Raw genomic sequence first — 25,672 nt, forward strand, 5'->3', positions numbered from 1 at the left:
ACGCTATGACACAGCGCACCTTGGCAGGACTTGTCGCCCTGCCGCTCGTGGTCGCCCTGATCGTGATCGCCTGGGTGGTTCCGCTGCCGTTCACGATCTACAGCCCCGGCCCGACGGTCAACGTCCTGGGCGAGTTCGACGGCAAGGACATCGTCCAGGTCGAGGGGCATGAGGTCTACCGCAACGGCAAGAAGGCCCAGCTGCGGATGACCACGGTCTCCGAGACGACCCGTGAGGCGCGGCTCGGCCTGTGGACCCTGCTGGGCGCGTGGATGAGCGACACCGAGGCGGTCTACCCGCGCGAGGTCGCCTACCCCGACCAGGGCACCGTCGAGGACGACCGCGAGGCCGGCCAGGTGCAGATGGCGAGCGCTCAGGACGCGGCGATCGCGGCGGCGCTGACCAAGCTCGGCGAGGACGTCGACGAGGTCTCGGTCGCGGAGGTGAGCAAGGGCGCGCCGGCCGCGGGCAAGCTGAAGCCGGACGACGTGGTCACCAAGGTCGGCGACACGGCGGTCGACACCCCGCAGGAGGTCGTCGACGAGGTGCAGAAGGCGAAGCCCGGCGAGACGATTCAGCTGACCGTCGAGCGCAAGGACAAGACGCTGACCCGGGCGATCAAGACCGGTGAGAAGGAAGGCAAGGCGTTCATCGGTGTCTCGCTGGGGGCGACCTACGACTTCCCTTACGACATCAAGATCACCCTCGACCCCGCCATCGGCGGACCGAGCGCCGGGCTGATGATGGCCCTCTCGGTCTACGACACCCTCACCGAGGGACCGCTGACCGACAACAAGAAGATCGCCGGCACCGGCACCATCGACGGCTCCGGCAACGTCGGGCCGATCGGTGGCATCCAGCAGAAGATCCCGGGTGCGGCCAGGGACGGGGCCCAGCTCTTCCTGGTGCCCGCCGGCAACTGCCAAGACGTCGAGGGCGCCGCGAACGGCGACATGCGCCTGACCCGAGTGGAGACCCTCGATGACGCCATCAAGGCCATCGAGACCTGGACCGAGGACCCGAATGCCAAGCTGCCGACCTGTGGGAGCCCGAAGTGAACGACACCCCTGAGCCCCTGCCCGGGCCCACCCCTGAGCTCAGCCGCGGACTCGACCTGGAGACCGACCCGGCGCTGGCCGCGGCGGTCCTCGAGATCGAGGCCCACGTCGCGAGCGAGGGCTGGGACGGTCCGGCGAGGCTCTTCGCGCTCGTCGACACCGCCGCGCTGGTCAAGGCCGAGCCCGCGCTCGCCACGATGATGGGCCTCGACAACCCTGACCAGGAGGGGTCGCTGACCCCGATCGAGCAGGATCAGGTGCCGGTCACGACCCAGCTGGAGGAGGTCCTCCAGACGACCGCCTGGCCCGAGGGGGTCACCGGCTGTGCCGCGGTCGTCGAGCGTCTCGTGCTGCCGCCCGACGCCGACGGCAAGATCCCCGAGGACGCCGAGGCGGCCGCGGAGTTCGCCAAGGCGCACCCCGACCGTCAGGAGGTACGCATCGTGGCCGGCGCGACACGTGCTGGTGCGACGTACTGTGCTCTGCGGTTGAAGGCCCACGACGACGACCAGTCGGTCATCGGTGGCGTCGACCTGGTGCCCGAGCTCCTCGAGCTGCTGCGTGTCACTCTTGAAGAGACCCCCGAGGACGAAGCATGAGTCTGTTCGACGACGACGACCCGGCGCAGGCGCCGGCCCGCAGCCAGAGCACCGGCCGCAACCGCTGGCTGGCGATCGCGGCCGTCTCGGTCATCGTGCTCTTCTTCGGCATCAGTGCCTTCGCGGCGGTCTACACCGACGCGCTGTGGTACGACGCCATCGATTTCAGCAGCGTCTTCGGCACGGTCTTCTGGACGCGTACGGCACTCTTCGTCATCTTCGGTGTGCTGATGGCGATCATGATCGGGCTGCCGGCGGCGCTCGCCTACCGCACCCGTCCCTACTTCCACCCGGCCGACGACATCGGCGGCCTGGACCGCTACCGCGACGCGATCGCCCCGATCCGCACGTGGCTGCTCGTCGGCATCGCGGGGGTGTCCGGGATCTTCGCCGGATTCTCGGGCGCGGGTCACTGGCGCACCTATCTGATGTGGCGCCACGGGCGCGACTTCGACAAGACCGACGAGTTCTTCAAGAAGGACATCGGCTTCTACGTCTTCGACCTGCCGTGGTGGCACTACCTGGTCAACTTCGCGCTGACCGGACTGATCCTCGGCACCATCGGCGCGCTGATCGTCCACTACGTCTACGGCGGGATCCGGCTCACCGCGCAGCGCGACCGGTTCACCCGCTCGGCGCAGATCCAGCTCAGCGCGATGGTCGGGCTGATCCTGCTGGTCAAGGGGCTCGACTACTGGGTCGACCGCTACGACCTCGTCAACGGCTCCGGCCCGCGCCTGGACGGAATGACCTACACCGACCAGCACGCAGTCCTTCCGGCCAACCAGATCCTGCTCGCGATCGCGGTGATCTGCGGCGTGCTGTTCATCCTCAACATGTGGCGGCGCTCGTGGCAGCTGCCGTCGATCGGGATCTCGCTGTTCGCGATCTCGGTGCTGCTGATCGGGATGATCTGGCCCGCGATCGTGCAGGGCTTCCAGGTCCGACCGAGCGAGCAGGACAAGGAGAAGCCCTACCTGGCGGCCAACATCAAGGCCACCCAGGACGCCTACGGCATCTCCAAGGACAACCTCGAGGTGACCGAATACACCTCGCAGGCCGAGGCCGACGGGGCCTCGCCCGAGCAGCTCGACGAGACCGCCTCCTCGCTGCCGATCGTCGACCCCGCGGTCGTCCACCGTGAGTTCGAGCAGGTCCAGCAGGGTCGCTCCTACTACTCGGTCCACGAGCCGCTGGACATCTCGACCTACGAGGTCGGTGGCAAGGAGCGGGCGGTCGTGCTCGGCGTACGCGAGCTCAACCAGGCCGGTATCTCCGACTCCGACCGCACCTGGACCAACCTGCACACGGTCTACACCCACTCCAACGGCGTGATCGCCTCCTACGCCAACATGCGCGGCGCCGACGACAAGTCCGAGTCGAGCCAGATGCAGTGGGCCGAGGGCGACCGCACCGGTCAGCACGACCTGACCTCGGGCCAGGGCAAGTTCCAGGACAAGGTCTACTTCGGCGAGGACTCCCCGGAATACTCGATCGTCGGGAAGGCCCCCGACGGCGCCGCGGTCGAGCTCGACTACAACTCCGAGGACGGCGAGACCCGGACGACGTACGAAGGTGCCGGCGGTGTCCCGATCGGGAACAACTTCCGCCAGCTGATGTACGCCATCCAGTTCGGCTCCACGAACTTCCTGCTCTCCTCGCGGGTCAACGAGAACTCCGAGATCCTCTACGACCGCTCCCCGAAGGAGCGGGTGCAGAAGGTCGCGCCGTGGCTGACGCTCGACGACGACGTCTACCCGGTGATCGTGGGCGGGCGGATCCAGTGGGTCGTCGACGGCTACACCACCACCGACCGCTACCCGCAGGCCGCGCGTGACTCGTTCGCCGCGATGACCGACGACGCCACCCAGACCTCGGCCGGCGTGCAGACGCTGCCCACCGACGAGATCAACTACATGCGCAACGCGGTGAAGGCGACCGTGGACGCCTACGACGGCACGGTCACGCTCTACGAGTGGGACGAGGCCGACCCGATCCTGCAGACCTGGCAGGCGGCCTTCCCGGGCACCGTGATGCCGAAGTCGTCGATCCCGAAGGAGCTGATGGAGCACCTTCGCTACCCCGAGGACCTCTACAAGGTGCAGCGCTACCAGCTGGCGCGCTACCACGTCTCCGACCCGGACGTCTTCTTCTCCGGCAACGAGCGCTGGGCCGTACCCGAGGACCCGAACGATGACAACCACCAGCAGACTCCCTACCGGATGTTCCTCTCCGACAGCGAGGGGACTCCGCGCTGGTCGCTGACCTCGACCTTCGTGCCCTACAACCGCCCCAACCTCGCGGCGATGATGTCGGTGGACTCCGACGCCACCTCGGACGACTACGGGAAGATCCGGATCACCACCGGCTTCCCCGACGACACCCAGGGCCCCGGCATGGTCTCCAACGAGTTCCGTACGGACAAGGCGATCGCCGACGAGGTCGCCTCGTTCAACCGCTCCGGCTCGGCGCCGGTGTGGGGCCAGGTCATCACGTACCCGACGGCGAAGAACGGCATCCTGTACGTCGAGCCGATCTACGCCCGCCGAGCGACAGCGTCCACGTCCGGCTACGCCCAGCTCGCCTTCGTGCTGGTCTCCTACGACGGACGGGTCGGCTACGGGTCGACGCTGAGCGAGGCCCTCGAGGTCGCGCTCACCGGCGCCGAACCGACGCCGCCGGCGACCTCGGATCCCGACGAGGAACCGGCAGAGACCCCGCCCACCTCCGGCAACTCCCCGGGCGAGGTCGGCCAGCTCCTCGAGGACGCCCGCGCCCTCTTCGCCCAGGCCGACGAGGCCGGCAAGTCCGGCGACTACGCCGAGCGCGAGCGGCTCATCGCCGAGGCGCAGGAGAAGGTCGAGCAGGCCGCTGACCTGATCTCGGGCGGCTGAGGACCTCCCCGATTTGGGTTCCGTTCACCCCACGTGTAATGTTCTTCTTGCGACGCGGGGTGGAGCAGCTCGGTAGCTCGCTGGGCTCATAACCCAGAGGTCACAGGTTCAAATCCTGTCCCCGCTACTCCGAAACGAAGGCCCGGACCGAAAGGTCCGGGCCTTCGTGATTTCCGCGCCAGGACGTGACGCTCGGTGGGCTACGCGCGGAAGGGACCGCTGATCTCGTAGGTGATACCGCCGCTGGAGGAGCCGGTGGTGCCCCGCTGGGAGGAGAAGTACATGCGGTTGCCTGCGGGGTTGAACGCCACCCCGCACAGCTCGGACGAGCTCTGGCCGGTGACCCGGAGGAACGGGGCGACGACGTCGTCGGGGGTGATGATGCAGATCTCCATGTTGCCGCCGTCCTCGGCGACGTACAGGTCTCCGGCGGAGGCGCCGGTGATGTTGTCGACGCCGGTGAGCGGCGGGTTGCTGGTCGAGTTGTCGTCGTAGACGACGTCGAGGGTGTTGGCGGCGGCGTTGTAGGCCCACACCTTGTTGTCGCCCTTGGTCGTGAAGTAGCAGATGTCGTTGCGGTAGTAGGCACCTTCACCGCCGTTGAACAGCTTCATGCTCGACACCTGGTCGCGCGTGGGTGTGGGCGAGCCGTCGGGGTCGGGGACGTCGGCCCAGGTCAGGTTGGTGGTGAGCACCTGCAGTTTGCCGGCGGACAGGTCGCCCCAGGTGGTCGGGACGAAGCGGTAGAAGCCGCCGTCGCTCTTGTCCTCGGTCTGGTAGACGACCTTGCGCACCGGGTCGCAGGCCGCGGCCTCGTGGGTGAAGCGGCCCATCGCGGCGCGGCGTACGGCAGGCTTGACGCCCCACGGGTCGGTCTCCCAGCTGTATCCGGTGTCGTGCTCCTCGCAGGAGATCCAGGTGTTCCACGGCGTCGGCCCGCCCGCGCAGTTGCGGGTGGTGTTGCCGAGGATGCGGTAGGCGCTGGTGATGTTGGCGTTGCTGTCGAACTTGATGGCGCTCACGCCGCCGGCGCCGCTGCTCATCTCCGAGTTGGAGACGTAGATCCAGCCGGTTCCGTCGGCGAAGCACACTCCGCCGTCGGGAGCGCTGTGCCAGGTGTAGCCGGTGCTCGCGACCGTCCTGGTCGAGCGGGCGATCACCCGGCTGGTGAACCCGGCGGGCAGCATGATGCCGTTGGCGTCGGCGGCCTGGAGAGCGCCGTACGGGCTCGGTCCGGTCTTGGCGGGGTAGGCGATGGCGGGGCGGGTGACGCTGAACCCGAAGGCGACGGTTCCAGCGCCGGCGACGGCGGCACGGAGGAAGTTGCGACGATCCATGATGGAGCCCTTCTGGAGTCTCGGCAGATGGAAATGTGCGCGACATACGCTAGGGATCAGGGCCTCCGTCGAGGCGTCTTCGGGGCGAACAGTGCCCGACGCGCAAGCGCCGGTGGCGGACGCCGGCGGCGCGGGGGGAGGATGGCGACATGGGTGTCGACGTGCTGGTGGAGACGACGATCCGGCGTTCGCCTGCCGAGGTGTCCGCGTACGCCGGAGACCCCAGTAACGCTCCGACCTGGTACGCCAACATCCGCTCCGTCGAGTGGCGTACGGAGCCTCCGATGCGGGTGGGGTCGCAGATGGACTTCGTGGCTCAGTTCCTCGGGCGCCGGCTGGCCTACACCTACGAGGTGGTCGAGTGGGTGCCGGGGGAGCGGCTGGTGATGCGTACGGCGGACGGGCCGTTTCCGATGGAGACCAGCTACACCTGGGAGCCGGAGGACGGTGAAGGGACCCGGATGACGCTGCGCAACCGCGGCAACCCGTCCGGCTTCGCCCGGATCGCCGGGCCGGCGATGGAGCGCGCGATGCGGCGGGCGACGACCAAGGACCTCGCCAGGCTCAAGGAGATCCTCGAGGCCTGAGCCGGTGACGCGTCCGGATGCCTCTGGATCGCTGTGTCTGACCGTGATCGGGCGCATTTGGTGACAAGGTTTCGGCCATGAGTGAAGACGCGGTCGAAGAGGAGGCCCCGACGTTACGGGCGCTCGGCGTACGTGCTCGGCAGCGGGCTCGGGATCTGCTGCCCACCACGTCGCTGACGCTGCGTGGGGGAGAGGTCGCCGTGGCCGTCGGGCCGCCCGGAGGCGGGCACACGTCGTTGGCCCTCGCGCTGGCCGGGCGGCTCCGGCTCGACGCGGGTCGGATCGATCTGGACGGGGACGCGTCGCCGCGCGCCCTGCAGGCCGCGGTGGCGCTCGTCGACGTGCCAGGGGTCTCCGAACCGGACGAGATGGTGCCGTTCCGTACGATCCTCGGCGAGGAGCTCGCGATGGCGAAGCACAAGCCGCGCGCCGCGGCGATCGACCGCTGGCTGGGGGAGTACGACCTCGCGCCCGACCTCACCACGGAGGCCGTCCCGCCCCGGCCGCGCCTGGAGATCCTCGGGCGGATGGCGTCGCTGCGGCCCGGCACCCGCTTCCTCGTGCTCACCTACCCGGAGCGGCTCGGCCTGCCCGTCGGGGACTGGCTGAAGGTCGCGTACGACCTCGCCGGGGCCGGGCCGCGACCCGGCGTCCTGGTCACCGCCAGCCGCGCTGCGGTGATCCCGACCGGGGTTCCTACGTTCACCATCGGCCCGACGGAGGAAGCATGAACTCGCTGCGTATCGCCTTGACCGAGCTGCGCCGGATCACGGCCGGACGGCTGGCGAAGCTCGTCATCGTGGCGCTCGTGATCGTGCCCACGCTCTACGCCGGGCTCTACCTGTACGCCAACCACGATCCCTACGCGCACTTCGACGAGCTTCCGGCGGCTCTCGTCGTCGAGGACACCGGTGCCACCACGACCGACGGCACGAGGATCGACGCCGGGCGCGATGTCGCCGACAAGCTCCTGAAGTCGGGCGACTTCGACTGGTCGGAGACCTCGGCGGCCGAAGCCGAGGAGGACATCCGCGAGGGCCACTACTACTTCGCGCTGCGGATCCCGGAGGGGTTCTCCCGGACGCTGACCGGCGCGGAGCGGCTCGACCCGAAGCAGGCGCAGATCCAGGTCATCACCAACGACGCCAACTCCTACCTGTCGACGACGATCGCGACCAACGTCACCGACAAGGTGCGCGACGCCATCGCCAGCGAGGTCTCGGAGCAGGCCGCGGCCAGCTTCCTGCTCGGCATCTCCGACCTCCGCTCGGGGCTGGTGAAGGCGGCCGACGGCGCAGCGAAGCTGGAGAAGGGAGCGGTCACGGTCCGCGACGGCGCCGGGAAGCTGGCCGCCGGAGCGGGCGATCTCGAGGAGGGCCTGGACACGATCGAGGACAAGGTCGCCGACCTGCCCGGCAAGACGCGTGAGCTCGCCACCGGCGCCCGCAAGGTCGCCGACGCGAACGGTGAGATCGCCGCGGTGGGGCAACGGGCATCGGCCGCCGTCGACGACGCGGTCGCCGCCTACGAGTCGAACCGTGCGGACCTCGACGCCCGGCTCGAGGCGCAGGGGCTGGACGAGCAGCAGAGAGCCGAGGTGCTGGCCATCTATGACCGCGGGTCCGCACCGCTCGACCGGGTCGACCAGCGCGTCGGGGACGTCTCCGGCCAGCTGAACGAGCTCGCCACCGGTGCGGACCAGGTCGCCGACGGCAACGAGCAGCTGGCCACCGCGATGCCCGGTCTGGTGGCCGGGATCTCCCAGGCCGCCGACGGTGCCGGCGAGCTTCGCGCCGGCGCGGCGAAGCTCGGTGCGGGTGCCGGAAAGCTCGCCACCGGAGCCGGCGACCTGAAGAAGGGACTGCAGAACGGCGTCGAGCAGGCGCCGGCCACCAACGAGGAGCTCCGTGACCAGATCGCCTCGACGATCGCCGACCCGGTCGCGATCGACTCCGTCTCCGAGGCGAAGGCGTCCTCCTACGGCGCCGGTCTGGCACCGTTCTTCCTCGCCCTGGGCGCGTGGATCGGCGGGTACGTCCTCTTCCTGCTCGTGCGTCCGATCTCGACCCGCGCGCTGGCGGCCAACCAGACGCCCGTGCGGATTGCCCTCGGTGGCTGGCTCACTCCGGCGCTCATCGGCGCCGCGCAGATGGTCGTCGTGCTCGTCGTCGTCGGTCTCGCCGTCGACATCACCCCGGTGAACTGGCTGGGTACGTTGGGGTTCCTGCTGCTCACCTCCGCGACCTTCATCGCGATCGTGCACATGCTCAACGCGCTCCTCGGGGCGCCGGGCCAGTTCCTCGGTCTGGTCCTGATGGTGGTCCAGCTGGTCACCGCGGGCGGCACGTTCCCCTGGCAGACGATCCCCGAGCCGTTGCACCCGCTCCACCACGTACTGCCGATGAGCTACGCCGTCGACGGGCTCCGGCAGCTGATGTACGGCGGGCTGTCCGGCCGGGTCGTCTCGGACGTCCTGGTCCTCGCCGCCTTCCTCGTCGGAGCCCTGCTGCTGACCGCCTACGGTGCCCGTCGGCAGCGGGTCTGGACTCCTAAACGGGTGAGGCCCGAGATCGTCTTGTGAGCCGTGCCCTCTGCGCTCAGGCGCTGGACGAAAGCCACCTGTCGAGTGCCTCGGCCATCCGTTCGGGCTGGTCCTCGGCGGTGTAGGTGTAACTCTCGGGGATGGTCGCGAGCTCGGCACCCAGGCGTTCGGCGTACGCGACGGCGTGCTCGAGCGGGAAGACGCGGTCGTCCTCGGCCCAGAGCAGGTGGATGGGGAGGGTGTCTCGTCGGGCCAGCAGGTCGGCCGCGCGGCGGACGTGGTCGGCGCTCACGGTGCTGATCGCGGCGCGGCCGTCGCGACGGATGGCCCGGTCGGCGAGCACGGGACCGACGTACGTCCTCATGACCGCATGCTCGATGGGATTCTTCGCGAGCCAGCCGTAGGTGTTGGGCCAGCGCCAGGTCTGCGGCAGGCGCAGCGGCTGGTAGAGCGCCCGGTGGGTGACGGGGTGCGCGGCGGCGCGCTTGAGCAGACCGAATCCGCCGGGGTTCGGCGGCCAGGAGCACCGGGGTGTCTCGCAGCTGTTGAGGACGAGGCGTACGAATCGGTCCGGATGCTGCGCGGCGGCGACCTGGGCATAGGCACCGCCCGAGTCGTTGCCGATCAGGGTGACGTCGTCCAGACCCGTACGTTCGACGAACTCGGCGATGAGGTCGCCCATGCCCCGCGGGGACAGGTCGGCGCCGGGGTTCAGTGCGGTGCGGTGGGAGCCGAGCGGCCAGTCGGGGGTGATGCACCGGTAGCGGTCGCCCAGCAGGGGGACGAGCGTGCGCCAGATGTTGGCGTTGACGAGGTAGCCGTGGACGAAGAGCAGGGTGGGGCCGTAGCCGTGGGAGTGGTAGTCGAGGGTGCCCGCCGACAGGTCGACACGCTCGGGCGTCCCGAGCCGGGGGTCGCGCCAGAAGGCGTCGGTCGGCGCCGTCACGGTCGACGTCCGGGGGAGAGGCGGTCGAGCAGCCTCCGGCGTCCGGCCAACGGCCACAGACCGGACCACCACCAGGCCCACCAGGTGCGCGGGCGGGTCGCGAGCGCACCGGCGACGGGCGCGGAGTCGAAGAACGACTCCCGGCGGACCAGGCTCCCGTCGGGGCGCAGGTGCAGGAGGTCGACGGCGTCCCAGGTCAGGTCTCGGCCGCCGACGGTCGCCTGAAACCTCAGGTGGATGAAGAGGCGGTCGTCGCGACCGCTCCAGTCGAGCACGTCGGCGCGCAGGTCCGGCATCACTCGGAGGGCTCGGCTGATCTCGCCGGCCCAGAACCGTGCGCCGACGCCGTTCTCGAGCATCGGCTGCACCATCTCGCTCCGCTCGCCGATGAAGTCGTCCCACGCCGACGGCCCCGCCTCGTCCCATCCGGTGCGAAAGCTGTCGACGGTGCGGCGATGGACGGAGTCCCAGTCGGTGGCATCCATCAGCGCACTGTTGTAACCATTGCAAGAACTGTCATGAGGTCACGGTAGCTTTGCCACGAAACTGTTGCAACGATCACAAGAAGTCGGAGGAGGGCCGTGGATCCTCGTGCGCGCCGCACCATCGAGGCGCTGCTCACCGCGGCCGAGCAGCTGTTCGCGCGGCGATCGGTCGACGATGTCACCCTCGACGAGATCGCTACCGCCGCCGGCGTGGCGGTCGGGTCGGTCTACAACCACTTCGGCTCCAAGGCCGGGCTGCACGCCGCAGTCGTGCAGCGCGCCGTCGACGCCGACCGCCGGTTCATGGACCGGGCCTACACCCAGGACGGATCGGCCGTGGAGCGGCTCTACGCCGCCGCCGACGCCTACCTCGACTTCTACGCCGCCAACCCCGACTACTTCCGCACCCTGGCCTTCCCGAGCGGTTCGACCGCCTACCCTGCCGGTCGCGAGCTCGCGGACCGACTCGCGACCTCGGTCCGCGAGCAGAACGCCCGGATGGTGGCTGAGCTGCGGCGCGGCGTCGCCGACGGCTCCTTCCGGGCGATCGATCCCGACGACGTCGCCACGGTGCTGTGGGCCGCCTGGAACGGCATCATCAGCCTCGGCTGGCGCAACGACGCGCTCGGGCGGGACCTCGACGGGCTCAGGGAGCTCCTGCGGGTCGCGACCGACGTCGTCGCCCATGGGCTCCTTCAAGACCGCCCCGCGGGAGGCGGACCCGGCCAGGTGTCCTCTACGTTGGCCTGACGCGTCGGTCGGCGCTCCTGCCTGAAGGGATGAGGACATGAACTCGAACGAGCCGGGTGTCACGCTGAGCATCGACGGTGTGGTGGCGACCGTGCTGCTGGACCGTCCCGACGTACGCAACGCCCAGCATCCGGCGATGTGGGCGGCGATCGCGTCGTTCCTCGAGTCGTTGCCGGAGGAGGTCCGGGTCGTGGTGGTGCGCGGGGCCGGCGGGACGTTCTCCGCCGGGCTGGACCTGTCCCTGGTCGACCCGGGGCAGACGGACGTGGACGGCAGTCTGGTCGCGACGCTGGGGCGTAGCGACCAGGAGGTCGTCGACCTGATCGGCGAGTATCAGCGGCCGTTCGTGGCGCTCGCCGACCCGAGGTTCATCTCGATCGCCGTCGTCGACGGGTACGCGATCGGCGCAGGTTTCCAGATGGCGCTGGCGTGCGATCTGCGGATCATGGCCGAGGACGCCTGGGTCTGCATGAAGGAGCCCGCGCTGGGGCTGGTTCCCGACCTGGCCGGCACCAAGCCGTTGGTCGAGGCCGTGGGCTACGCCCGCGCGCTCGAGATCTGTGCCACCGCGCGCAAGGTGGGCGCCGCCGAGGCGGAGCGGATCGGCCTCGCGCAGAGCGTGGTGCCGGCTGTCGACCTGGACGTCACGCTCAGCGGACTGGTCTCCTCGCTCGTCGCCCACGATGCGACCGCGGTGCGGCGTACGCACGAGCTCCTGTCGGCCGCGTCGAGCCGGAGTCTCGACGAGCAGCGCCTCGCCGAGCGCACCGCCCAGGTGGACCGGCTCCGCGCGGTGCTCGGGCGCTGAGTCACACGGTCTGGCGGACCACCTCGAGCGGCCCCTCGTCGGGTGTCGGCGGCTCGAACTGCTCGAAGTACTCCGTCGCCGTCTGCTCGGTGAGCGGCCAGTCGTCCGCCCGCCTGCCGTGTCGGTCACCGACCCGGGCCAGGATGGTCTCGAGGCTCGTCGCGATGTAGACGGTCTCCGGCACGATGCCCTGCGGTGCGAGCAGCGCGCGGTACTCATCGCGTTGTCGCCGGAACCAGAATCCGAAGTCGAGCACGACATCGTTCCCCGCCGCGACATGGCGCAGCAAGCGCGCCTTCAGGTCCGCTGCGACCTCGGCGACCAGTTCGGCGGAGGGCATCGTGGTGACTCCGCGATCCCAGAACTCCACCTCGAACGACAGCCGCGTCCAACCCTCGCGCTCCAGCCGCTTGGCGTAGGTGGTCTTGCCCGCACCGCCTGGCCCGCACATCATCACGACGCGGGGGCGTCGAGCCTTGTTCAGTGCCACCGGACCGAGGTTACGCGCCAGGACACAGGGCCCAGACCGAGCGGCTCGAGTCCGGGGAGGGAACGGCCGACGAGGTCAGGAACCGGCGGTGAGGACCCGGGCGGCCTCGCGGTCGGCGGCGGCGTTGAGCACTCCCGCACGCGAGCCGGCGAGCTTGGCGGCGATGTGCGCATCCACCGTGACGTCGGTGTAGAGACGAGGGTGCTGGTCGTCGACGAACCCCGGCAACGGGCCGACCAGAGCCTCGGCGTCACCGTCGAAGAAGTACGCAGCCGACCGGCGCCGCTGGATGGTGCCGTCGACGATCGGTGGCTTGACCCGGTGCAGGGTCGAGAGCCACTGCTCGTTGGTGAGCCTGGTCGTGAGGTCGCCGAGGTTGATCAGCAGCGCCCCGTCGGCCGGGCTGACGTCGTGCCACTGTCCGCTGTGGAGGACCTGGAGGCCCTTGACCCGGTCGGCCCACAGGATCGTGACGATGCCGTAGTCGGTGTGCTCGCCCATGCCGATCATGTCCTCGTCCACCTCGACGCGGGTGCCCTCGGGCAGGGCGTAGTTGTTCATCCGGAGGACCTCGATCGGGTGCGTCGCGAGGCGCGAGATCGCGCCGCGCTCGAGGTCGAGCGCGTCCTCGAAGATGGTGACCATGGTCCGCGCGACCCGGGCGGACTCGGCGCGCCAGGCGTCGACACGCTCCTGGAACCCGGCGACCGCGGGCCAGGTGTTCTCCGCGTAGTGCCCCTCGACGAGGGCGGCATCGGGGTGGTCGGAGACCGAGGAGCCGACGTTGAAGGCCTCGAAGAAGTCCTTCATCCGGGTCTCGGACTGCACGCCGGCGCTGAGCGCGAGCGTCTCCGACTTGGGCGGGGTGTAGCCGCGGTTCTCGGCGGCCGGACGGCGCCACCGGGACTTCTCCTCCAGCGGCAGCGCGAAGAAGTCGTCCATCGCCGAGGCGAGCCCCTCGGCCAGCTCTGGCGGGACGCCATGGCCGAGGATCTGGATGAAGCCGACCTCACGGCACGCGGCGTCGATCGCGGCGGCCACCGCCGCCTTCTCCTCGGGCGTTCCGCCCTGGACGTACGCAGCGATGTCGACGGCGGGGACGTGGAAGGTGATGTTCGGACGGTTCGCTCGCTGGTGCTCGCTCACGGGGGTGCTCTCCTTGCTCGGGGCAGACGGCGGTCGTGCCCGGAGGTGTCCGCTTTCCCGGCCGAGAGGCCTTGCTGTCCGTTGAACTCGGGCTGCTCCACCATAGAGCGGCGACGTTTCCGCGTTGTTTCTGGAGTGCTGCGGGGGTCAGAGAGGTAGGAGGGTCGAGGCCAGCCCGAGCACCGCGCAGACGCCGAGGGTGCGCAGCGTGGACCACTGCCGCCAGAACACGAGCGTGATCGCCACCGCGGTGATCGCGAACGCGACCGGATCCCACGAGGACAGGACGGGGAGGTCGAGGTCGACCGGGCCCCAGGCCAGGGTGCGGGAGCGGTCGAAGAGGGTGTGCAGCGTGAAGAACAGCGCAAGGTTGGCGATCACACCGACCACCGCCGCGGTGATCCCGGTGAGCGCCGCGGTGAGGTGGTGGTTGTTCCGCAGCCGCTCGACGTAGGGCGCGCCCAGGAAGATGAACAGGAAGCAGGGCACGAAGGTCACCCAGGTCACCAGCAGCGACGCGAGCACCGCGGCCACCCAGGGGTCGAGCGAGCCGGGGTTGCGGTAGGCACCCACGAACGCGACGAACTGCACCACCATGATCAGCGGCCCGGGCGTGGTCTCGGCGAGCGCGAGGCCGCGGACCATCTCGCCCGCCTTCAACCAGCCGAAGACGTTGACGGCCTGATGGGCGACGTAGGCCAGCACCGCGTACGCACCGCCGAACGTGACCACGGCGGCGCCGGAGAAGAACAGACCCATGTCGACGAAGACGCTGTCACGGCTGAACACGACCGCGGCCAGCGCCACCGGAGCGAACCAGAGCACCAGTCCGAGCACGAGGATCTTCAGACCGCGAACCTTCGAGGGGGCGTCGTGATGGAGGGCGTCGTCGCTGATCAGCGGTGCCGGACCGTCGTCGGCGCTGCCGTGGTCCTTGCTCTGGGCGAAGGCAGGGACCCGGGTGCCGATCAGCCAGCCGAGCAGACCCGCGACGAGGATCACGACGGGGAACGGGACCTTGAAGACGGTCAGCGCGAGGAACGAGGCGATTGCCATCGCCACCAGGATCGGATGGTGCAGGGCGCGCTTGCCGACGCGCTGCACGGCCTGGACGACGATCGCGATGACGGCCGGCGCGAGGCCGGCGAAGAGCCCGGCCACGACGGCGGTGGATCCGGCGCCGACGTACAGCGCCGAGAGGGCGAGAAGGGCGAGGACGCCGGGAAGCACGAACAGGATGCCGGCGATGAGCCCGCCGAGGGTGCCGTTGAGCAGCCAGCCGACGTAGATGGCCAGCTGCTGGGCCTCCGGGCCAGGGAGCAGCATGCAGTAGTTCAGGGCGTGCAGGAACCGCTGCTGGCCGATCCAGCGCTTCTCGTCGACCAGCTTGTGCTGCATGACCGCGATCTGGCCCGCGGGCCCGCCGAAGGTCTGCAGGGAGATCGAGAACCAGGCGCGCGTCGCTTCCCGCAGCGGGATCACGTCGCGGGCGGGAGTCTTCTCGGGGGTCATCGGGGTGTCCGTTCGGGTGTGCGGAGTCTTGACCTTCGGAGATTACTCAGTCATTATTGACTCAATGGAGGTTGAAAGACAGGCCGGGTTGGAACGTCGGGCCAAGATACACGCTGCGCTCGGCGATCCGGTGCGGCTGCGCATCGTCGAAAGCCTCCAGATCACTGATGCCTCCCCCACCGAGCTCGCCGGGATGCTGTCTGTCCCGTCGAACTTGTTTGCTCACCACGTTCAGGCTCTGGTGAGCGCAGGCGTCGTGTCCCGTCATCATTCCGAGGGCGACGGGAGGCGCACGTACCTGCACCTCGAGCAGGACACGCTCGAAAGCCTGGGCACCGCGTCCCCCGTGGCGGTGCCCAGGCGTGTCCTGTTCGTCTGCACGGGCAACTCCGCGCGCTCCCACCTGGCCGCGGCGCTGTGGCGTCAGGTCAGCACGATTCCGGCCGCCTCGGCCGGCACCCACCCCGCCGACCGCATCAATCCGGGGACGATCGACGCCGCCGCCCGCCACGACCTGGATCTCCCCGTCGTCGAGCCGCGCAACCTCGACGACGTCCTCGATCCGGACGATCTGGTCGTCACCGTCTGCGACCGTGCTCACGAGACCCCGAAGGTCCCCGGTGAGCTGCACTGGTCGATCCCCGACCCCGTCGACAAAGGCCCCGGGGCCTTCGACGCTGCGTACGTCGAGCTCGAGCACCGCGTCCGGGCGCTCGCCTCGCGCTTCGACTCCTGACCCTCACAAAAGTTCCGCGCAAGGAGAGACCCTGATGGACACGACCCCCGCCGACGACACCCCGGCCGTGCTGTTCCTCTGCATCGAGAACGCCGGCCGCTCCCAGATGGCGCTCGGCTTCTTCCAGCACTACGCCGGCGACCGGGCCGTCGGCTGGTCCGGCGGCTCCGCGCCGGCCGCCGCCATCAACCCGGTCGCCGTCGAGGCCATGGCCGAGCTCGGCATCGACATCTCCGGCGAGTTCCCGAAGCCGTGGACCGACGAGGTCGTACGCAGCGCCGACGTCGTCATCACCATGGGCTGCGGCGACTCCTGCCCGTTCTACCCCGGCAAGCGCTACGAGGACTGGAAGGTCACCGACCCGAAGGGCGGCGGCATCGAGCACGTACGCGGCATCCGCGACGAGATCGAGCAGCGCGTGCTCGGCCTCCTCGATGAGCTCGGCGTGACCCCGGTCAACTCGATCACGAGAGAGTGATCGGCGCCCGGCTGATCGTGAACAGCTCCTCGCTCGGAGCTGCCGGACCGCAGCAGCCGCCGCCGCTCTTGGTGCTGTCCGGGTCGTCGAAGACTCCCGCGCCGCCGCACACGCCGGTGTCGGGGAGCTCCAGCTCGACCCGGGCGGCCGCGTCGTGGTCGCCGGCGACCTCGGCCACCACGCTGCGTACCTGCTCGTAGCCGGTCATCGCCAGGAACGTCGGGGCTCGCCCGTAGGACTTCATCCCGACCAGGTAGAGGTCGGGCTCGGGCTGGGCGAGGTCCTTGGCCCCGGTCGCGCTGACCGAGCCGCAGGAGTGGATGTTGGGGTCGATCTGGACCGCGATGTTGCGCGGCGCCTCCAGCGTCGGGTCGAGGTCGAGCCGCATCTCGCTCAGGAAGCCCAGGTCGGGGCGGTAGCCGGTCAGCACCACCACCTGGTCGGCCTCGACGACGCGGCCGTCCTCGGCCGTCACCGTGGCGCCGTCCACGCGCTCCGTGCGAAACCCGGTCACCAGCTCGACCGTGCCGTCCTGGACGGCCTTCTTCGCGCGTATGCCGAGGGCGCCCCGCTCCGGGAGCTCGTCGGCCTCGCCGCCGCCGAAGGTGTTCGTCGAGACCGCGCGGCGGATCGCCCAGGTGATCCTCGTTCCCGGGTGGTCCTTGGCGATGGCGGTGAGCTCGTTGACGGCGTTGAAGGCGGAGTCGCCGGCGCCGATCACGACCGTGTGCTTGCCGGCGTAGGTCGTGGCGTCGCCCCGGTCGGGCACCGCGTACGCGACCTTGCCGGCGGCGTGGGCGGCGCGCTCGCCGAGGGCCGGGAGCCCGTCGGCCCCGGCCGGGTTGGGCCGGCGCCAGGTGCCGGAGGCGTCGATGACGGCACGCGCCTCGATGCGCGCCTCGGTGCCGTCGGCGCTGGTCACGTGGAGCACGAAGGGCTGCTCGGCGCGGCCGGCGTCGACCAGCCGGTCACGGCCCTTGCGGGAGACACCGGTGACGGCGGCGCCGTAGCGGACGTGGTCGCCGAGGGCGGCGGCGAGCGGGACGAGATAGCGCTCCCGCCACTGCGCTCCGGTGGGATATCCCTTCTCCGGCGCGGTCCAGCCGGTCGGCTCGAGGAGTCGGGCGGCGGCCTTGTCGACGAGCTCGGGCCAGGCCGAGAAGAGACGTACGTGGCCCCACTCGGCGACCGCCGCGGCTGGTTCGGCTCCTTGCTCGAGGACGAGCGGGGTGAGACCACGCTCGAGGAGATGGGCTGCGGCTGCGAGGCCCTGGGGCCCGGCGCCGATGACGGCAACAGGAAGGTCGGTCATGATGCTCCTCAGATTCAAGAACGTCGATATGTCGGCGACCCTAGGTGACGCATCGACGTTCGTCAATATCATTCGGTAGACTGCTCCTCATGACCGTTCTTCCTGTGCTCCCGTCCGCCGCTGTCGCGTGCTGCTCGCCGGTCACCGCGGGCGTTCTCGACGACAGTCAGGCCGAGGCGCTGGCGCGGATGTTCAAGGCGCTCGGTGATCCCAACCGGGTCAAGCTGCTCTCGATCATCGCGGCCTCCGAGGGTCAGGAGGCCTGCGTCTGCGACCTCACCGAGCCGGTCGGGCTCACCCAGCCGACGGTCTCCCATCACATGAAGCTGCTGGTCGAGGCAGGGCTGGTCGCCCGCGAGCAGCGGGGTCGCTGGGCCTACTTCTCCATCGTCCCCGGTGTCCTGGACTCGCTCGCGGGCGCGCTGTCGCCCCGATGAAGGCGGTCCTCAGGCCCTAGCTGCGTCGCAGCACGGCCCAGGTGAACGGCTGTACCGCTCCCCACGGGGTCACGTGCTCCTCGGTCTCCGAGTGTTCCAACGTGAAGGACTCGGCAAAAAGCCGAGCGAGCGAGCCGGCGTCATGGCGGGCGGTGGGCAGGCCGGAGCACGACTCGGGGCCGGCGGGTGCGAATGTGCCCATCACCAGCCCGCCGCCGGTCCCGACGGCTGTCGCCGCCAGGTCCACGTATCGAGCCTGATCGTCCGGATCGGTGAGGAAGTGGAAGACCGCACGATCGTGCCAGACGTCGTAGCTGGCGGCGGGTGTCCAGCTCAGCACATCGGCGAGGACGTACGCCGCTTGCCGGCCCAGCCGTTCGCGGACCTGTGCGAGTGCGTTCGAGGAGATGTCCAGCACAGTCACGTCATAGCCTGCTGACACCAGCACGTCCGCGAGGTTCGAGGCGCCCGCGCCGACATCGATCACTCGCCCTGAGGCTGCAGCCAGTGTGATGAGCCGACGAGAGACCGTCGGAACCGGCTCGTACCAGCTCACCTCGTCGGCGGCCTTGGTCGCATAGACGGTGTTCCAGTGGGTGTCGGGGGCGGGGGCCACGCCTCCGATTCTGCCGGGTCTACCGTCATGGCGGCGCGGATCAGGTGTGATCCGGGGGTTGCGCGGCGGCTTGGCTGATGCCGTGGATCGCGGTGCGGATCCGTTCTGCTGCCGTCTCCGGGTCGGGCTGCCCGCTGTCGAGCCAGGCGATCACTGCGTCGGTCGTCATGGTCGGGATCAGCCGGGAGGCCCAGTCCAACCAGGGGCCGTCCGGGATCTGCTTGGCGAGGTTGGAACGTGCCACCGTGATCGCGGCCGTGGAGAGGCTGTCCGTGAGGTTTTTGAACTCGCGCTCCCGAGTGGCGAAGCGGAAGAGCAGTCGAAACGCATCGGGATCCTCGCTGGCTGCGGCGAGGAGTGCCGGGATCGCATCGTCCTCGAAGTCGTCGGTGCCCACGCGTTCCGCCAGGCGCGCGCACGCTTGGTCCAGGATCGTCCGATAGAGCTCGGCCTTGGAGTCGAAGTGGCGATAGAGCACGACACGCGTGACGCCGGCTTCTTCGGCGATCTCGTCCAGGCCGGTGTCGGCGAACCCGTGTCTGGCGAACGCGCGGGTCGCGGCCGTCAGGATCTGGGCCCGCCGTTCTGCGCGGGGCAACCGGGTCTTGGTTGCGGGCTGGGGCATGCCGCTCTCCTCTCTTGTATATCTCGAAGTTTACATCTACGGTTGTATACATGCGAGTTAACTTATTCCGAGAGTTGGCGTGTGCGGCCGATGCGCGCGTCGAGGTCCGTGGACTGACCAAGCATTACGGAGGGGTCGCGGCCGTCGATGACGTCAGCTTCACCGTCGAGCCCGGGTCCGTCACCGGATTCCTCGGCCCCAACGGCGCCGGCAAGACCACGACGCTACGGATGATCCTCGGTCTCGTCCGTCCTGATCGAGGCCGGGCAACCATCGGTGGAGCCGGGTACGCCGACCTGGCGAGGCCGCTCGAGATCGTCGGGGCTGCGCTGGACTCGACCGGGTTCCACCCAGGGCGGACCGGCCTCGACCATCTGCGGATCTATGCCGCGGCGGCGGCTCTGCCGTCCTCGCGTGCCGCCACGGTGCTGGGTGTGGTCGGTCTCGGTGACGCCGGGAACCGAAAGGTCGGCGGCTACTCGCTCGGCATGCGGCAGCGTCTCGCCCTCGCAACCGCGCTTCTCGGCGACCCTGCCGTACTGATCCTCGATGAGCCGGCCAACGGACTCGATCCTGAAGGCATCGTCTGGTTGCGACGGTTCCTCAAGGAGTACGCCGAGGCGGGACGGAGCGTGCTCGTCTCCAGCCATGTGCTGACCGAGATGCAGCAGCTGGTCGACCGTGTCGTGATTCTCCACCGTGGCCGACTGATCCGAGAGGCGACACTCGCGGAGCTCTCCGGTGACCACGGCGACCTCGAGACCGCCTTCTTCGAGCTGACCACGAACCAGGAGATCCGACCATGAGGCCGCTCATCATCTCCGAGGTCCACAAGCTGTTCTCCACGCGACTCTGGCTCTGGCTGCTTCTGGCCTCGATGGCTTTGGCCGCACTCTATGCGTCGCTGCTGATCGGATTCAGCGACGACCCCGACACCATGACCGCGCCGCTGGACAGCCCTGCTGGTCAGCAGACCCTCTTCGCTGTCGCGTCCGGCGGTGCCAACACCCTCGTGGCTGTCCTGGCGGCGATCGGGGTCACCGGCGAGTTCCGCCACCGGACGGCAACCGCGACCTTCCTCGCGACGCCTCGCCGCCGAAGAGTCGTCCTTGCCAAGCTGCTGGTCTACGTCGCGGCGGGGGTTGGATATGCGATCGCGTGCCTGGTGGTCGTCGCATCGATCGCCTGGCCGTGGCTGAGTGCAAAGGGCATCGACCTGGGACTTCTCGGGGAAGGCCTTCCTTCCACCTATGCGGGTGTTGTCGCCGACGTGACACTCTTCGCGATGGTGGGCGTGGGTCTGGGCGCGTTGGTCCGCAATCAGGTCGCCACCGTGGTCGGCCTTCTCGTCTACCGCTTCGTGGCTGAGCCGATGGTCACTGCGGTGCCGGCGTTGTCCGACTGGACGGCCTACCTCCCTGGCTCCGCGTCTGCAGCGCTCACCCAGGTGTCGCTCAGCACCCAGAACTACCTCGATCCATGGCTGGGTGGTCTCGTGCTCACGGGATACGGCCTGCTTCTCGTCATCGTCGGCGCGCGCGTCTCCGTGGGCAGAGACGTCACCTGACGGCTACCGGGTCGCCGCGGCGATGACCTCCAGCAGCCGGCGGTGGAGCTCCATCAGCTCGTCGAGGCTCATGTCGAGGCGCTCGACGATCGCGGGCGGGATCTTCTCGGCGTCGTCGCGGAGGGCGCGGCCGCGCTCGGTCAGTACGACGGCGAGCGAGCGCTCGTCGTGCTTGTTGCGCTCGCGCCGGATGTAGTCCTGGGCCTCGAGCCGCTTGAGCAGGGGGGAGAGGGTGCCGGGGTCGAGCTGGACCTTCCGGCTCAGCTCGGAGACGCGGAGCGGCTCCTCCTCCCAGAGCGCGAGCATGACCAGATACTGCGGGTGGGTCAGGCCCATGGGCTCGAGGAGCGGGCGGTAGAGGGCGATGACGCTGCGCGCGGCGACAGCGAGGCCGAAGCAGACCTGTTGATCGAGCGCCAGCGGGTTCTCGATCTCCGCGAGAGGATCCTTCTTCGTCGGCATGCTGGTTAGCGTACCAATAATTTGTGCACAAACAATTACTCTGGTAAGTATGAGCCCGTGAACGAGCAACCGCGACGACCGCGCCACCTGATGGACCCGGACAACCCGATCCGGCCGGTCAACGACAAGTCGCTCACCCACGTGAAGCAGTGGGTCGCGTCCGTTCTCGTCGTCTTCACCGTCGCCCACCTGGTGGTCGGGCTGGTCATCGGGGCGGTGGCGATCGACCCCGTCTACCAGAGTTCGCGGATCGGGCTGTGTGTCATCGCCGCGGGATTCGGCGTGCTGGGCCTGGCCGGCGGCTTCATCATCCATCGGCGTAGGCCGTTCACGCCGTGGCTGATCTTCGGCCTCGTGCCCTCCGCGGTGGGGCTCTGGCTCATCCTTCGCTGACAGGGCGGTGCCCGGATCGACGCACCGCCCTGTCAGCTGACACGGCAGGTCAGAACAGGTCCGGCACGGTCCAGCCGTCGAGGTCGTACTCGGCCAGGAACTCGTCGGCGAGCCCCTTCATCGCGTCGGCGCCGCCGCGGTTCTGGGCGGCGAAGAGGAGCTCGGCCTTCACGTTCTCGTGGTTGCCGGAGTAGTTGCGCTCGTAGAGCTCGTGACGGCCGCCGAACTCGGAGCCGATCGAGTCCCACAGTGCCTTCATGACCTTCACCCGGTCGACGGCGGTGATGCCGTTGGAGCCACGGACGTACTTGTCCAGGTACGGCCGCACCTCGGGGCTCTTGAAGTCGGCGGCGCCGGAGGGCAGGTAGATCAGCCCGGAGGCGACGTCCTGCTCGATGATCTCCTTGACCCGCGGGTAGCCGTGGATCATGAACATCCGGTACGTCAGGCCGTACTCCAGCTTCGGGATGACCGCGTCGCCGACCCACGGCTCGGGGTCACGGGCCATCGACTCGGTCAGCGACCAGAACAGGTTGCGCCAGCCGATGACCTCGCCGACCCGCGTCTGTACGCCGCGGAAGCCGCCCGAGCCGGTGGCGTCGAGCGCCTTCATCAGCAGACCGGCGATGAAGTCGAGCTTGACCGCCAGACGGGTGCAGCCCTGGAAGGTGAACCGGGGCAGGAACCCCGACTGGGGGAAGAACGCGTTGATCCGGTCGACGTCGCCGTACATGAAGACGTTCTCCCAGGGCACCAGCACCTTGTCGAAGATGAAGATGGTGTCGTTCTCGTCCATCCGGCTCGACAGCGGGTAGTCGAACGGCTCGCCGTTCCGGGCAGCCTGCTCGGTGTAGGAGGAGCGGCAGATCAGCTTGATGCCGGGGGCGTCCATCGGGACCGTGCAGATCAGCGCGAACTGCTTCTTGCGGATCGGCAGGCCGTAGTGGGCGATGAAGTTGTAGTTGGTGATCGCCGAACCCGTCGCGACGACCTTGGCCCCGGAGACGATCAGGCCGGCGTCGGTCTCCTTCTCGACCTTCATGTAGACGTCGCCGACCTCGTCCGGCGGCAGCTGGCGGTCGACCGGCGGGTTGATGATCGCGTGGTTCCAGTAGAGGACCTTCTCCTGGGACTCGCGATACCAGCGCTCGGCGTTGTCCTGGAACGGGGCGTACAGCTCCTTGTTGGCGTGCAGGGTGCCGAGGAAGCTGGCCTTGTAGTCGGGGGAGCGGCCCATCCAGCCGTACGTCATCTTCGCCCAGCGCGCGATCGCGTCGCGCTCCTTGAGCAGGTCGGCCGAGGAGGTCGGGGTCTTGAAGAACGGCATCGTGACGCCGCCGTTGCCGGTGTCCGTCGGCACGGTGAGCTCGTCGACGTGCGGGCCGGTGTGCAGGGCGTCGTAGAGGCGCGCGGTCATCCGCACCGGGTTGCGGAAGGCCGGGTGGGTGGTGACGTCCTCGACCCGCTCGCCGTGCAGGTAGATCTCGCGGCCGTCGCGCAGGCTCTCGATGTACTCGTCGCCGGTCATCGGCCGAGAGGCGAAGTTGGTCTGCCTGTTGGCGGGCGACTCGGCCGCCGGGTTGACGGTCGGCGGGCCGTCGGTCTGGGACTCGGGGGCGAGGGTGTCGGTCATGGTGTCTCTCCTTGGTCTGATCAGTAGTGGGTGGATCGCGGGATCGCGGGAGTCTCGACGGCGGTGAACGACGCGGTCGCGTCGAACCAGCCGGTGTGCGGGTCGTCCTGGCAGCCGAGCCAGACGACCTCCGAGGACGGGTTGCCGATCTGGTGGAAGGCGCTGTCGTGGAAGAGCAGCGGCTTGCGGTCGGTGGTGATCACCTCGACGACCTCGCCGAGGAACAGCAGGTGGTCGCCGCCGTCGTCGGTACGCCACGGGCGGCACACCAGCGTCGCGGCCGTCCCTCCGAGACGCGGTGCCGTCGCGCCCTCGCGCCAGGGGAGCGGGTCGCCGCACGGGCGGCCGGCGAAGTGCATGGCGACGTCGCTCTGGTCGGCCGCGAGCACGTTGACCGCGAAGGCGGCGCCGTCGAGATAGGCAGCCGCCTTGGACGTACGCGTCAGGGCCACCTGCACCAGCGGCGGGTCGAGCGAGATCGGGGTGAACGCCGTCACCGTGGCGCCGTGGTGGGCGCCGTCCGGGGTGCGGCAGGTGATCACGGTGACGCCGGTCGCGAAGCGGCCGAAGGTCGACCGCAGGGTGCGTGGGTCCATGGAGCTCCTCCTTCGTCGGGGCCGCGGGTGGTGTGGCGGCGGTCACGTCGGAGGACGACGCTAGATCCGGATCGCGAGGGCGGCGATCCGCTGGGCGAAGGGGCTGTCCGGATTGCGCACCCGGTTTGTGGACGATTCTCGGAGGCTCTCGGCGACGCGCGGATGCGCTGTTAATGTGAAGGACGTCACTAGGGGGTGGCAGATGAGCGTGACCGGCACTCTCACCGTTTCGTCGGGGTCGTCCGGATCGTCCGGCGACATGGAGACCTTCTCCGACCAGGTCTCCCGGGCCTACTTCCCGCATGCCCTGACCATGCGTGGCCGGCCCGCCCGCCCCGCCGAGCTACGAGCGGTCGACCTCGGCCCTGTCCGGCTGACCCGGATCGGCTGGGGTGCGGAGGTGTCGGTGGAGTCCGACCATCCCGGCGCCTGGGCCGTGAACGTCCCGCGCAGCGGTGTGCTCGAGGCCAACGTCGGCGGCGCCCATGTGCTCTCGCTCGACGGTCAGGCGACCGTGTGCCCTCCCGACCGGCCGACGAAGATGACCCGCTGGTCGGCCGACTGCTCGATCGTCGGCATGCGGGTCGACCGCGACTACCTGGTCGACGAGGTCGCTGCCCTGGTCGGCCTGCACACCGACCGGCTGCCCGCCCAGCTCGACCTGCGCGCTGACGGCGCCCGCGCCTGGATCGGCCTGCTCGGCTCCCTCGGCACCGAGGCCATGCGCAACCCGGCCCTGGTGGGCGACGAACGGGTACGTCACCGGCTGGCAGGGACGTTGACCGCCGCCTTCGTCGCCGCCTGTTTTCCCTCCGAGCCGGCCGTCGGGAGCGTCCAGCCCCGCATCGTCTCGCGTGTCGTGGAAGCCATGGAGGCCGACCCGGCGCGCGAGTGGGCCGTCTCAGACCTGGCCCGCGAGGCCGACGTCGGCATCCGCCGCCTCCAGCAGGGCTTCCAGCGCTACCTCGGCCGCACCCCGACCCAGAAGCTGCAGGAGATCCGCCTCGAACGCGTCCACGCCGACCTGCTCGCCAGCCGTGGCGACACGGTCGCCGAGATCGCCTACCGCTGGGGTTTCACCCACCTCGGCCGCTTCGCCGCCGCCTACCGGCAGGCGTACGGCGTCACGCCGTCGCAGACGCTGCGCTGCCGCTGACCTCGACCTGCCGAGTCGGCCCGTCAAGACGGGCCGACTCGGCGTCAGTTCTCGTCAGTTCGCGCCGACTCGGCGAGGATGGCCAGCGCCCGGGTGAGCAGAGGGCTGTCGTCACCGGCCCGGGTGGCAGCGACCAGCTCGACGCCGGGGGTTCCCGAGAGCGGGACGTACACGACACCCGGGACGGCGAGGGCAGCGGTGGGCTCGGGGACGATGGCGACCCCCAGGCCGGCGGCGACGAAGGTGACCAGAGTCGAGGTCTCGGCGACCTCGTGGGCGATGTGGGTGCGGATCCCGGCGGAGTCGAAGAGGTCCTGGATCATCGTGTTCATCGCCGAGCGCCCGCTGCCGGCGTGGATGACGAGGCCCTCGCCGTCGAGGTCGGGGATGCGTACGCGGCGACGGCCGGCGAACCGGTGGTCCTGCGGCATCGCCACCAGCAGGTTCTCCTGGCGTAGGTGGGTGATCGAGAGGCCGGGGGAGGGGCTCGTGGGCAGGGGGCGGAGC

At 69.5% G+C, this 25,672-nt stretch carries 28 protein-coding genes and 1 tRNA gene; 16 read left to right on the forward strand and 13 right to left on the reverse strand.

Translation table 11 applies throughout. The annotated features are described in order from the left end of the window. The first annotated feature begins 5 nt into the window (after positions 1-5). The 4 genes from G5C66_RS24190 to G5C66_RS24205 all read left to right on the forward strand — a co-directional run bounded on the left by G5C66_RS24190 (position 6) and on the right by G5C66_RS24205 (position 4,678). The gene (locus G5C66_RS24190) at positions 6-1,058 is read left to right on the forward strand and encodes a YlbL family protein (protein ID WP_165113997.1); all 1,053 of its coding nucleotides are present in this window, start codon (positions 6-8) and stop codon (positions 1,056-1,058) included. After that, complete coding sequence (locus tag G5C66_RS24195; protein WP_338144302.1) at positions 1,055-1,657, forward strand: PPA1309 family protein; 603 nt, start codon at positions 1,055-1,057, stop codon at positions 1,655-1,657. Before G5C66_RS24190 ends, G5C66_RS24195 begins: the two co-directional genes overlap by 4 nt. Beyond that, a complete protein-coding gene (locus G5C66_RS24200; RefSeq protein WP_165114000.1) occupies positions 1,654-4,551 on the forward strand; it encodes a UPF0182 family membrane protein in 2,898 nt (965 codons plus the stop codon). The genes G5C66_RS24195 and G5C66_RS24200 overlap by 4 nt, the downstream gene beginning before the upstream one ends. A 53-nt stretch (positions 4,552-4,604) precedes the next feature. Further along, positions 4,605-4,678 (forward strand) — tRNA-Met (locus G5C66_RS24205). A 73-nt stretch (positions 4,679-4,751) separates the two neighbouring features. On the opposite strand, the gene G5C66_RS24210 is transcribed toward G5C66_RS24205, so the two are convergent. Continuing rightward, positions 4,752-5,888 (reverse strand): alkaline phosphatase PhoX, encoded by a 1,137-nt coding sequence (locus G5C66_RS24210; RefSeq protein WP_165114002.1) that lies wholly within the window; start codon positions 5,886-5,888, stop codon positions 4,752-4,754. 149 nt (positions 5,889-6,037) lie between these two features. On the opposite strand from G5C66_RS24210, the gene G5C66_RS24215 reads away from it, so the two are divergent. The 3 genes from G5C66_RS24215 to G5C66_RS24225 all read left to right on the forward strand — a co-directional run bounded on the left by G5C66_RS24215 (position 6,038) and on the right by G5C66_RS24225 (position 9,056). After that, positions 6,038-6,475: an SRPBCC family protein gene (locus G5C66_RS24215; protein ID WP_165114005.1), complete on the forward strand. Its 438-nt coding sequence runs from the start codon at positions 6,038-6,040 to the stop codon at positions 6,473-6,475. 77 nt (positions 6,476-6,552) lie between these two features. Continuing rightward, positions 6,553-7,206: an ATP-binding cassette domain-containing protein gene (locus tag G5C66_RS24220; protein WP_165114007.1), complete on the forward strand. Its 654-nt coding sequence runs from the start codon at positions 6,553-6,555 to the stop codon at positions 7,204-7,206. Then, on the forward strand, positions 7,203-9,056 hold the full coding sequence (locus G5C66_RS24225; protein ID WP_165114009.1) for a YhgE/Pip domain-containing protein: 1,854 nt from the start codon (positions 7,203-7,205) through the stop codon (positions 9,054-9,056). The genes G5C66_RS24220 and G5C66_RS24225 overlap by 4 nt, the downstream gene beginning before the upstream one ends. A gap of 16 nt (positions 9,057-9,072) precedes the next feature. On the opposite strand, the gene G5C66_RS24230 is transcribed toward G5C66_RS24225, so the two are convergent. Together G5C66_RS24230 and G5C66_RS24235 are read right to left on the reverse strand one after the other, a co-directional pair. Next, a complete protein-coding gene (locus G5C66_RS24230; RefSeq protein ID WP_165114011.1) occupies positions 9,073-9,963 on the reverse strand; it encodes an alpha/beta fold hydrolase in 891 nt (296 codons plus the stop codon). Beyond that, positions 9,960-10,448 (reverse strand): ester cyclase, encoded by a 489-nt coding sequence (locus tag G5C66_RS24235; protein WP_165114013.1) that lies wholly within the window; start codon positions 10,446-10,448, stop codon positions 9,960-9,962. The genes G5C66_RS24230 and G5C66_RS24235 overlap by 4 nt, the downstream gene beginning before the upstream one ends. A gap of 96 nt (positions 10,449-10,544) precedes the next feature. Here G5C66_RS24235 and G5C66_RS24240 point away from each other — a divergent pair, with 96 nt between their 5' ends. Next, positions 10,545-11,198, forward strand: a complete 654-nt coding sequence (locus tag G5C66_RS24240) for a TetR family transcriptional regulator (protein ID WP_165114016.1) — start codon at positions 10,545-10,547, stop codon at positions 11,196-11,198. A gap of 37 nt (positions 11,199-11,235) precedes the next feature. After that, the gene (locus G5C66_RS24245; RefSeq protein ID WP_165114019.1) at positions 11,236-12,006 is read left to right on the forward strand and encodes an enoyl-CoA hydratase/isomerase family protein; all 771 of its coding nucleotides are present in this window, start codon (positions 11,236-11,238) and stop codon (positions 12,004-12,006) included. Between the two features lies 1 nt (position 12,007). Here G5C66_RS24245 and G5C66_RS24250 read toward each other — a convergent pair whose 3' ends face one another. The 3 genes from G5C66_RS24250 to chrA all read right to left on the reverse strand — a co-directional run bounded on the left by G5C66_RS24250 (position 12,008) and on the right by chrA (position 15,154). Further along, positions 12,008-12,496, reverse strand: a complete 489-nt coding sequence (locus G5C66_RS24250) for an AAA family ATPase (RefSeq protein ID WP_206444506.1) — start codon at positions 12,494-12,496, stop codon at positions 12,008-12,010. A gap of 75 nt (positions 12,497-12,571) precedes the next feature. Beyond that, positions 12,572-13,642: an isopenicillin N synthase family dioxygenase gene (locus G5C66_RS26995; RefSeq protein ID WP_338144303.1), complete on the reverse strand. Its 1,071-nt coding sequence runs from the start codon at positions 13,640-13,642 to the stop codon at positions 12,572-12,574. Between the two features lie 147 nt (positions 13,643-13,789). Next, positions 13,790-15,154 carry a chromate efflux transporter gene (gene chrA / locus G5C66_RS24260; RefSeq protein ID WP_165114022.1) on the reverse strand — a complete coding sequence of 455 codons (1,365 nt, stop codon included), beginning with the start codon at positions 15,152-15,154 and terminating at the stop codon, positions 13,790-13,792. A gap of 256 nt (positions 15,155-15,410) precedes the next feature. Here chrA and G5C66_RS24265 point away from each other — a divergent pair, with 256 nt between their 5' ends. Together G5C66_RS24265 and G5C66_RS24270 are read left to right on the forward strand one after the other, a co-directional pair. Further along, complete coding sequence (locus tag G5C66_RS24265) at positions 15,411-15,890, forward strand: arsenate-mycothiol transferase ArsC (protein ID WP_338144304.1); 480 nt, start codon at positions 15,411-15,413, stop codon at positions 15,888-15,890. Between the two features lie 34 nt (positions 15,891-15,924). After that, complete coding sequence (locus tag G5C66_RS24270) at positions 15,925-16,368, forward strand: arsenate reductase ArsC (RefSeq protein WP_165114025.1); 444 nt, start codon at positions 15,925-15,927, stop codon at positions 16,366-16,368. On the opposite strand, the gene G5C66_RS24275 is transcribed toward G5C66_RS24270, so the two are convergent. After that, the gene (locus G5C66_RS24275; protein WP_165114027.1) at positions 16,355-17,680 is read right to left on the reverse strand and encodes an NAD(P)-binding domain-containing protein; all 1,326 of its coding nucleotides are present in this window, start codon (positions 17,678-17,680) and stop codon (positions 16,355-16,357) included. The genes G5C66_RS24270 and G5C66_RS24275 overlap by 14 nt on opposite strands. Positions 17,681-17,769: 89 nt before the next feature. Here G5C66_RS24275 and G5C66_RS24280 point away from each other — a divergent pair, with 89 nt between their 5' ends. Then, positions 17,770-18,117 (forward strand): ArsR/SmtB family transcription factor, encoded by a 348-nt coding sequence (locus G5C66_RS24280; RefSeq protein WP_165114030.1) that lies wholly within the window; start codon positions 17,770-17,772, stop codon positions 18,115-18,117. A 16-nt stretch (positions 18,118-18,133) separates the two neighbouring features. Here the strand turns inward: G5C66_RS24280 and G5C66_RS24285 are convergent, their stop codons facing one another. Next, positions 18,134-18,733 (reverse strand): methyltransferase domain-containing protein, encoded by a 600-nt coding sequence (locus tag G5C66_RS24285; protein WP_165114032.1) that lies wholly within the window; start codon positions 18,731-18,733, stop codon positions 18,134-18,136. A gap of 40 nt (positions 18,734-18,773) precedes the next feature. After that, positions 18,774-19,358 (reverse strand): TetR/AcrR family transcriptional regulator, encoded by a 585-nt coding sequence (locus G5C66_RS24290; RefSeq protein WP_165114034.1) that lies wholly within the window; start codon positions 19,356-19,358, stop codon positions 18,774-18,776. A gap of 50 nt (positions 19,359-19,408) precedes the next feature. On the opposite strand from G5C66_RS24290, the gene G5C66_RS24295 reads away from it, so the two are divergent. Next, a complete protein-coding gene (locus tag G5C66_RS24295; RefSeq protein ID WP_165114037.1) occupies positions 19,409-20,164 on the forward strand; it encodes an ABC transporter ATP-binding protein in 756 nt (251 codons plus the stop codon). Beyond that, the gene (locus G5C66_RS24300; RefSeq protein WP_165114040.1) at positions 20,161-20,925 is read left to right on the forward strand and encodes an ABC transporter permease; all 765 of its coding nucleotides are present in this window, start codon (positions 20,161-20,163) and stop codon (positions 20,923-20,925) included. Before G5C66_RS24295 ends, G5C66_RS24300 begins: the two co-directional genes overlap by 4 nt. Before the next feature lie 3 nt (positions 20,926-20,928). Here the strand turns inward: G5C66_RS24300 and G5C66_RS24305 are convergent, their stop codons facing one another. Beyond that, complete coding sequence (locus tag G5C66_RS24305; protein WP_165114042.1) at positions 20,929-21,387, reverse strand: MarR family winged helix-turn-helix transcriptional regulator; 459 nt, start codon at positions 21,385-21,387, stop codon at positions 20,929-20,931. Positions 21,388-21,444: 57 nt separating this feature from the next. Between G5C66_RS24305 and G5C66_RS24310 the strand changes: the two genes are divergently transcribed. Then, positions 21,445-21,780, forward strand: a complete 336-nt coding sequence (locus tag G5C66_RS24310; protein WP_165114044.1) for a hypothetical protein — start codon at positions 21,445-21,447, stop codon at positions 21,778-21,780. Positions 21,781-21,829: 49 nt separating this feature from the next. Here the strand turns inward: G5C66_RS24310 and G5C66_RS24315 are convergent, their stop codons facing one another. Both G5C66_RS24315 and G5C66_RS24320 read right to left on the reverse strand, forming a co-directional pair. After that, the gene (locus G5C66_RS24315; RefSeq protein WP_165114046.1) at positions 21,830-23,413 is read right to left on the reverse strand and encodes a 4-hydroxyphenylacetate 3-hydroxylase family protein; all 1,584 of its coding nucleotides are present in this window, start codon (positions 23,411-23,413) and stop codon (positions 21,830-21,832) included. Between the two features lie 20 nt (positions 23,414-23,433). After that, positions 23,434-24,009: a flavin reductase family protein gene (locus tag G5C66_RS24320; RefSeq protein ID WP_165114048.1), complete on the reverse strand. Its 576-nt coding sequence runs from the start codon at positions 24,007-24,009 to the stop codon at positions 23,434-23,436. Positions 24,010-24,211: 202 nt separating this feature from the next. Here G5C66_RS24320 and G5C66_RS24325 point away from each other — a divergent pair, with 202 nt between their 5' ends. Continuing rightward, positions 24,212-25,165 carry an AraC family transcriptional regulator gene (locus tag G5C66_RS24325; RefSeq protein WP_165114050.1) on the forward strand — a complete coding sequence of 318 codons (954 nt, stop codon included), beginning with the start codon at positions 24,212-24,214 and terminating at the stop codon, positions 25,163-25,165. Between the two features lie 44 nt (positions 25,166-25,209). Here G5C66_RS24325 and G5C66_RS24330 read toward each other — a convergent pair. Further along, positions 25,210-25,672: LysR family substrate-binding domain-containing protein (locus tag G5C66_RS24330; RefSeq protein ID WP_165114052.1), on the reverse strand; the 463-nt coding region annotated here is incomplete at its 5' end.

This window comes from Nocardioides turkmenicus (genome assembly GCF_011045035.1).
Taxonomy (GTDB): domain Bacteria; phylum Actinomycetota; class Actinomycetes; order Propionibacteriales; family Nocardioidaceae; genus Nocardioides; species Nocardioides turkmenicus.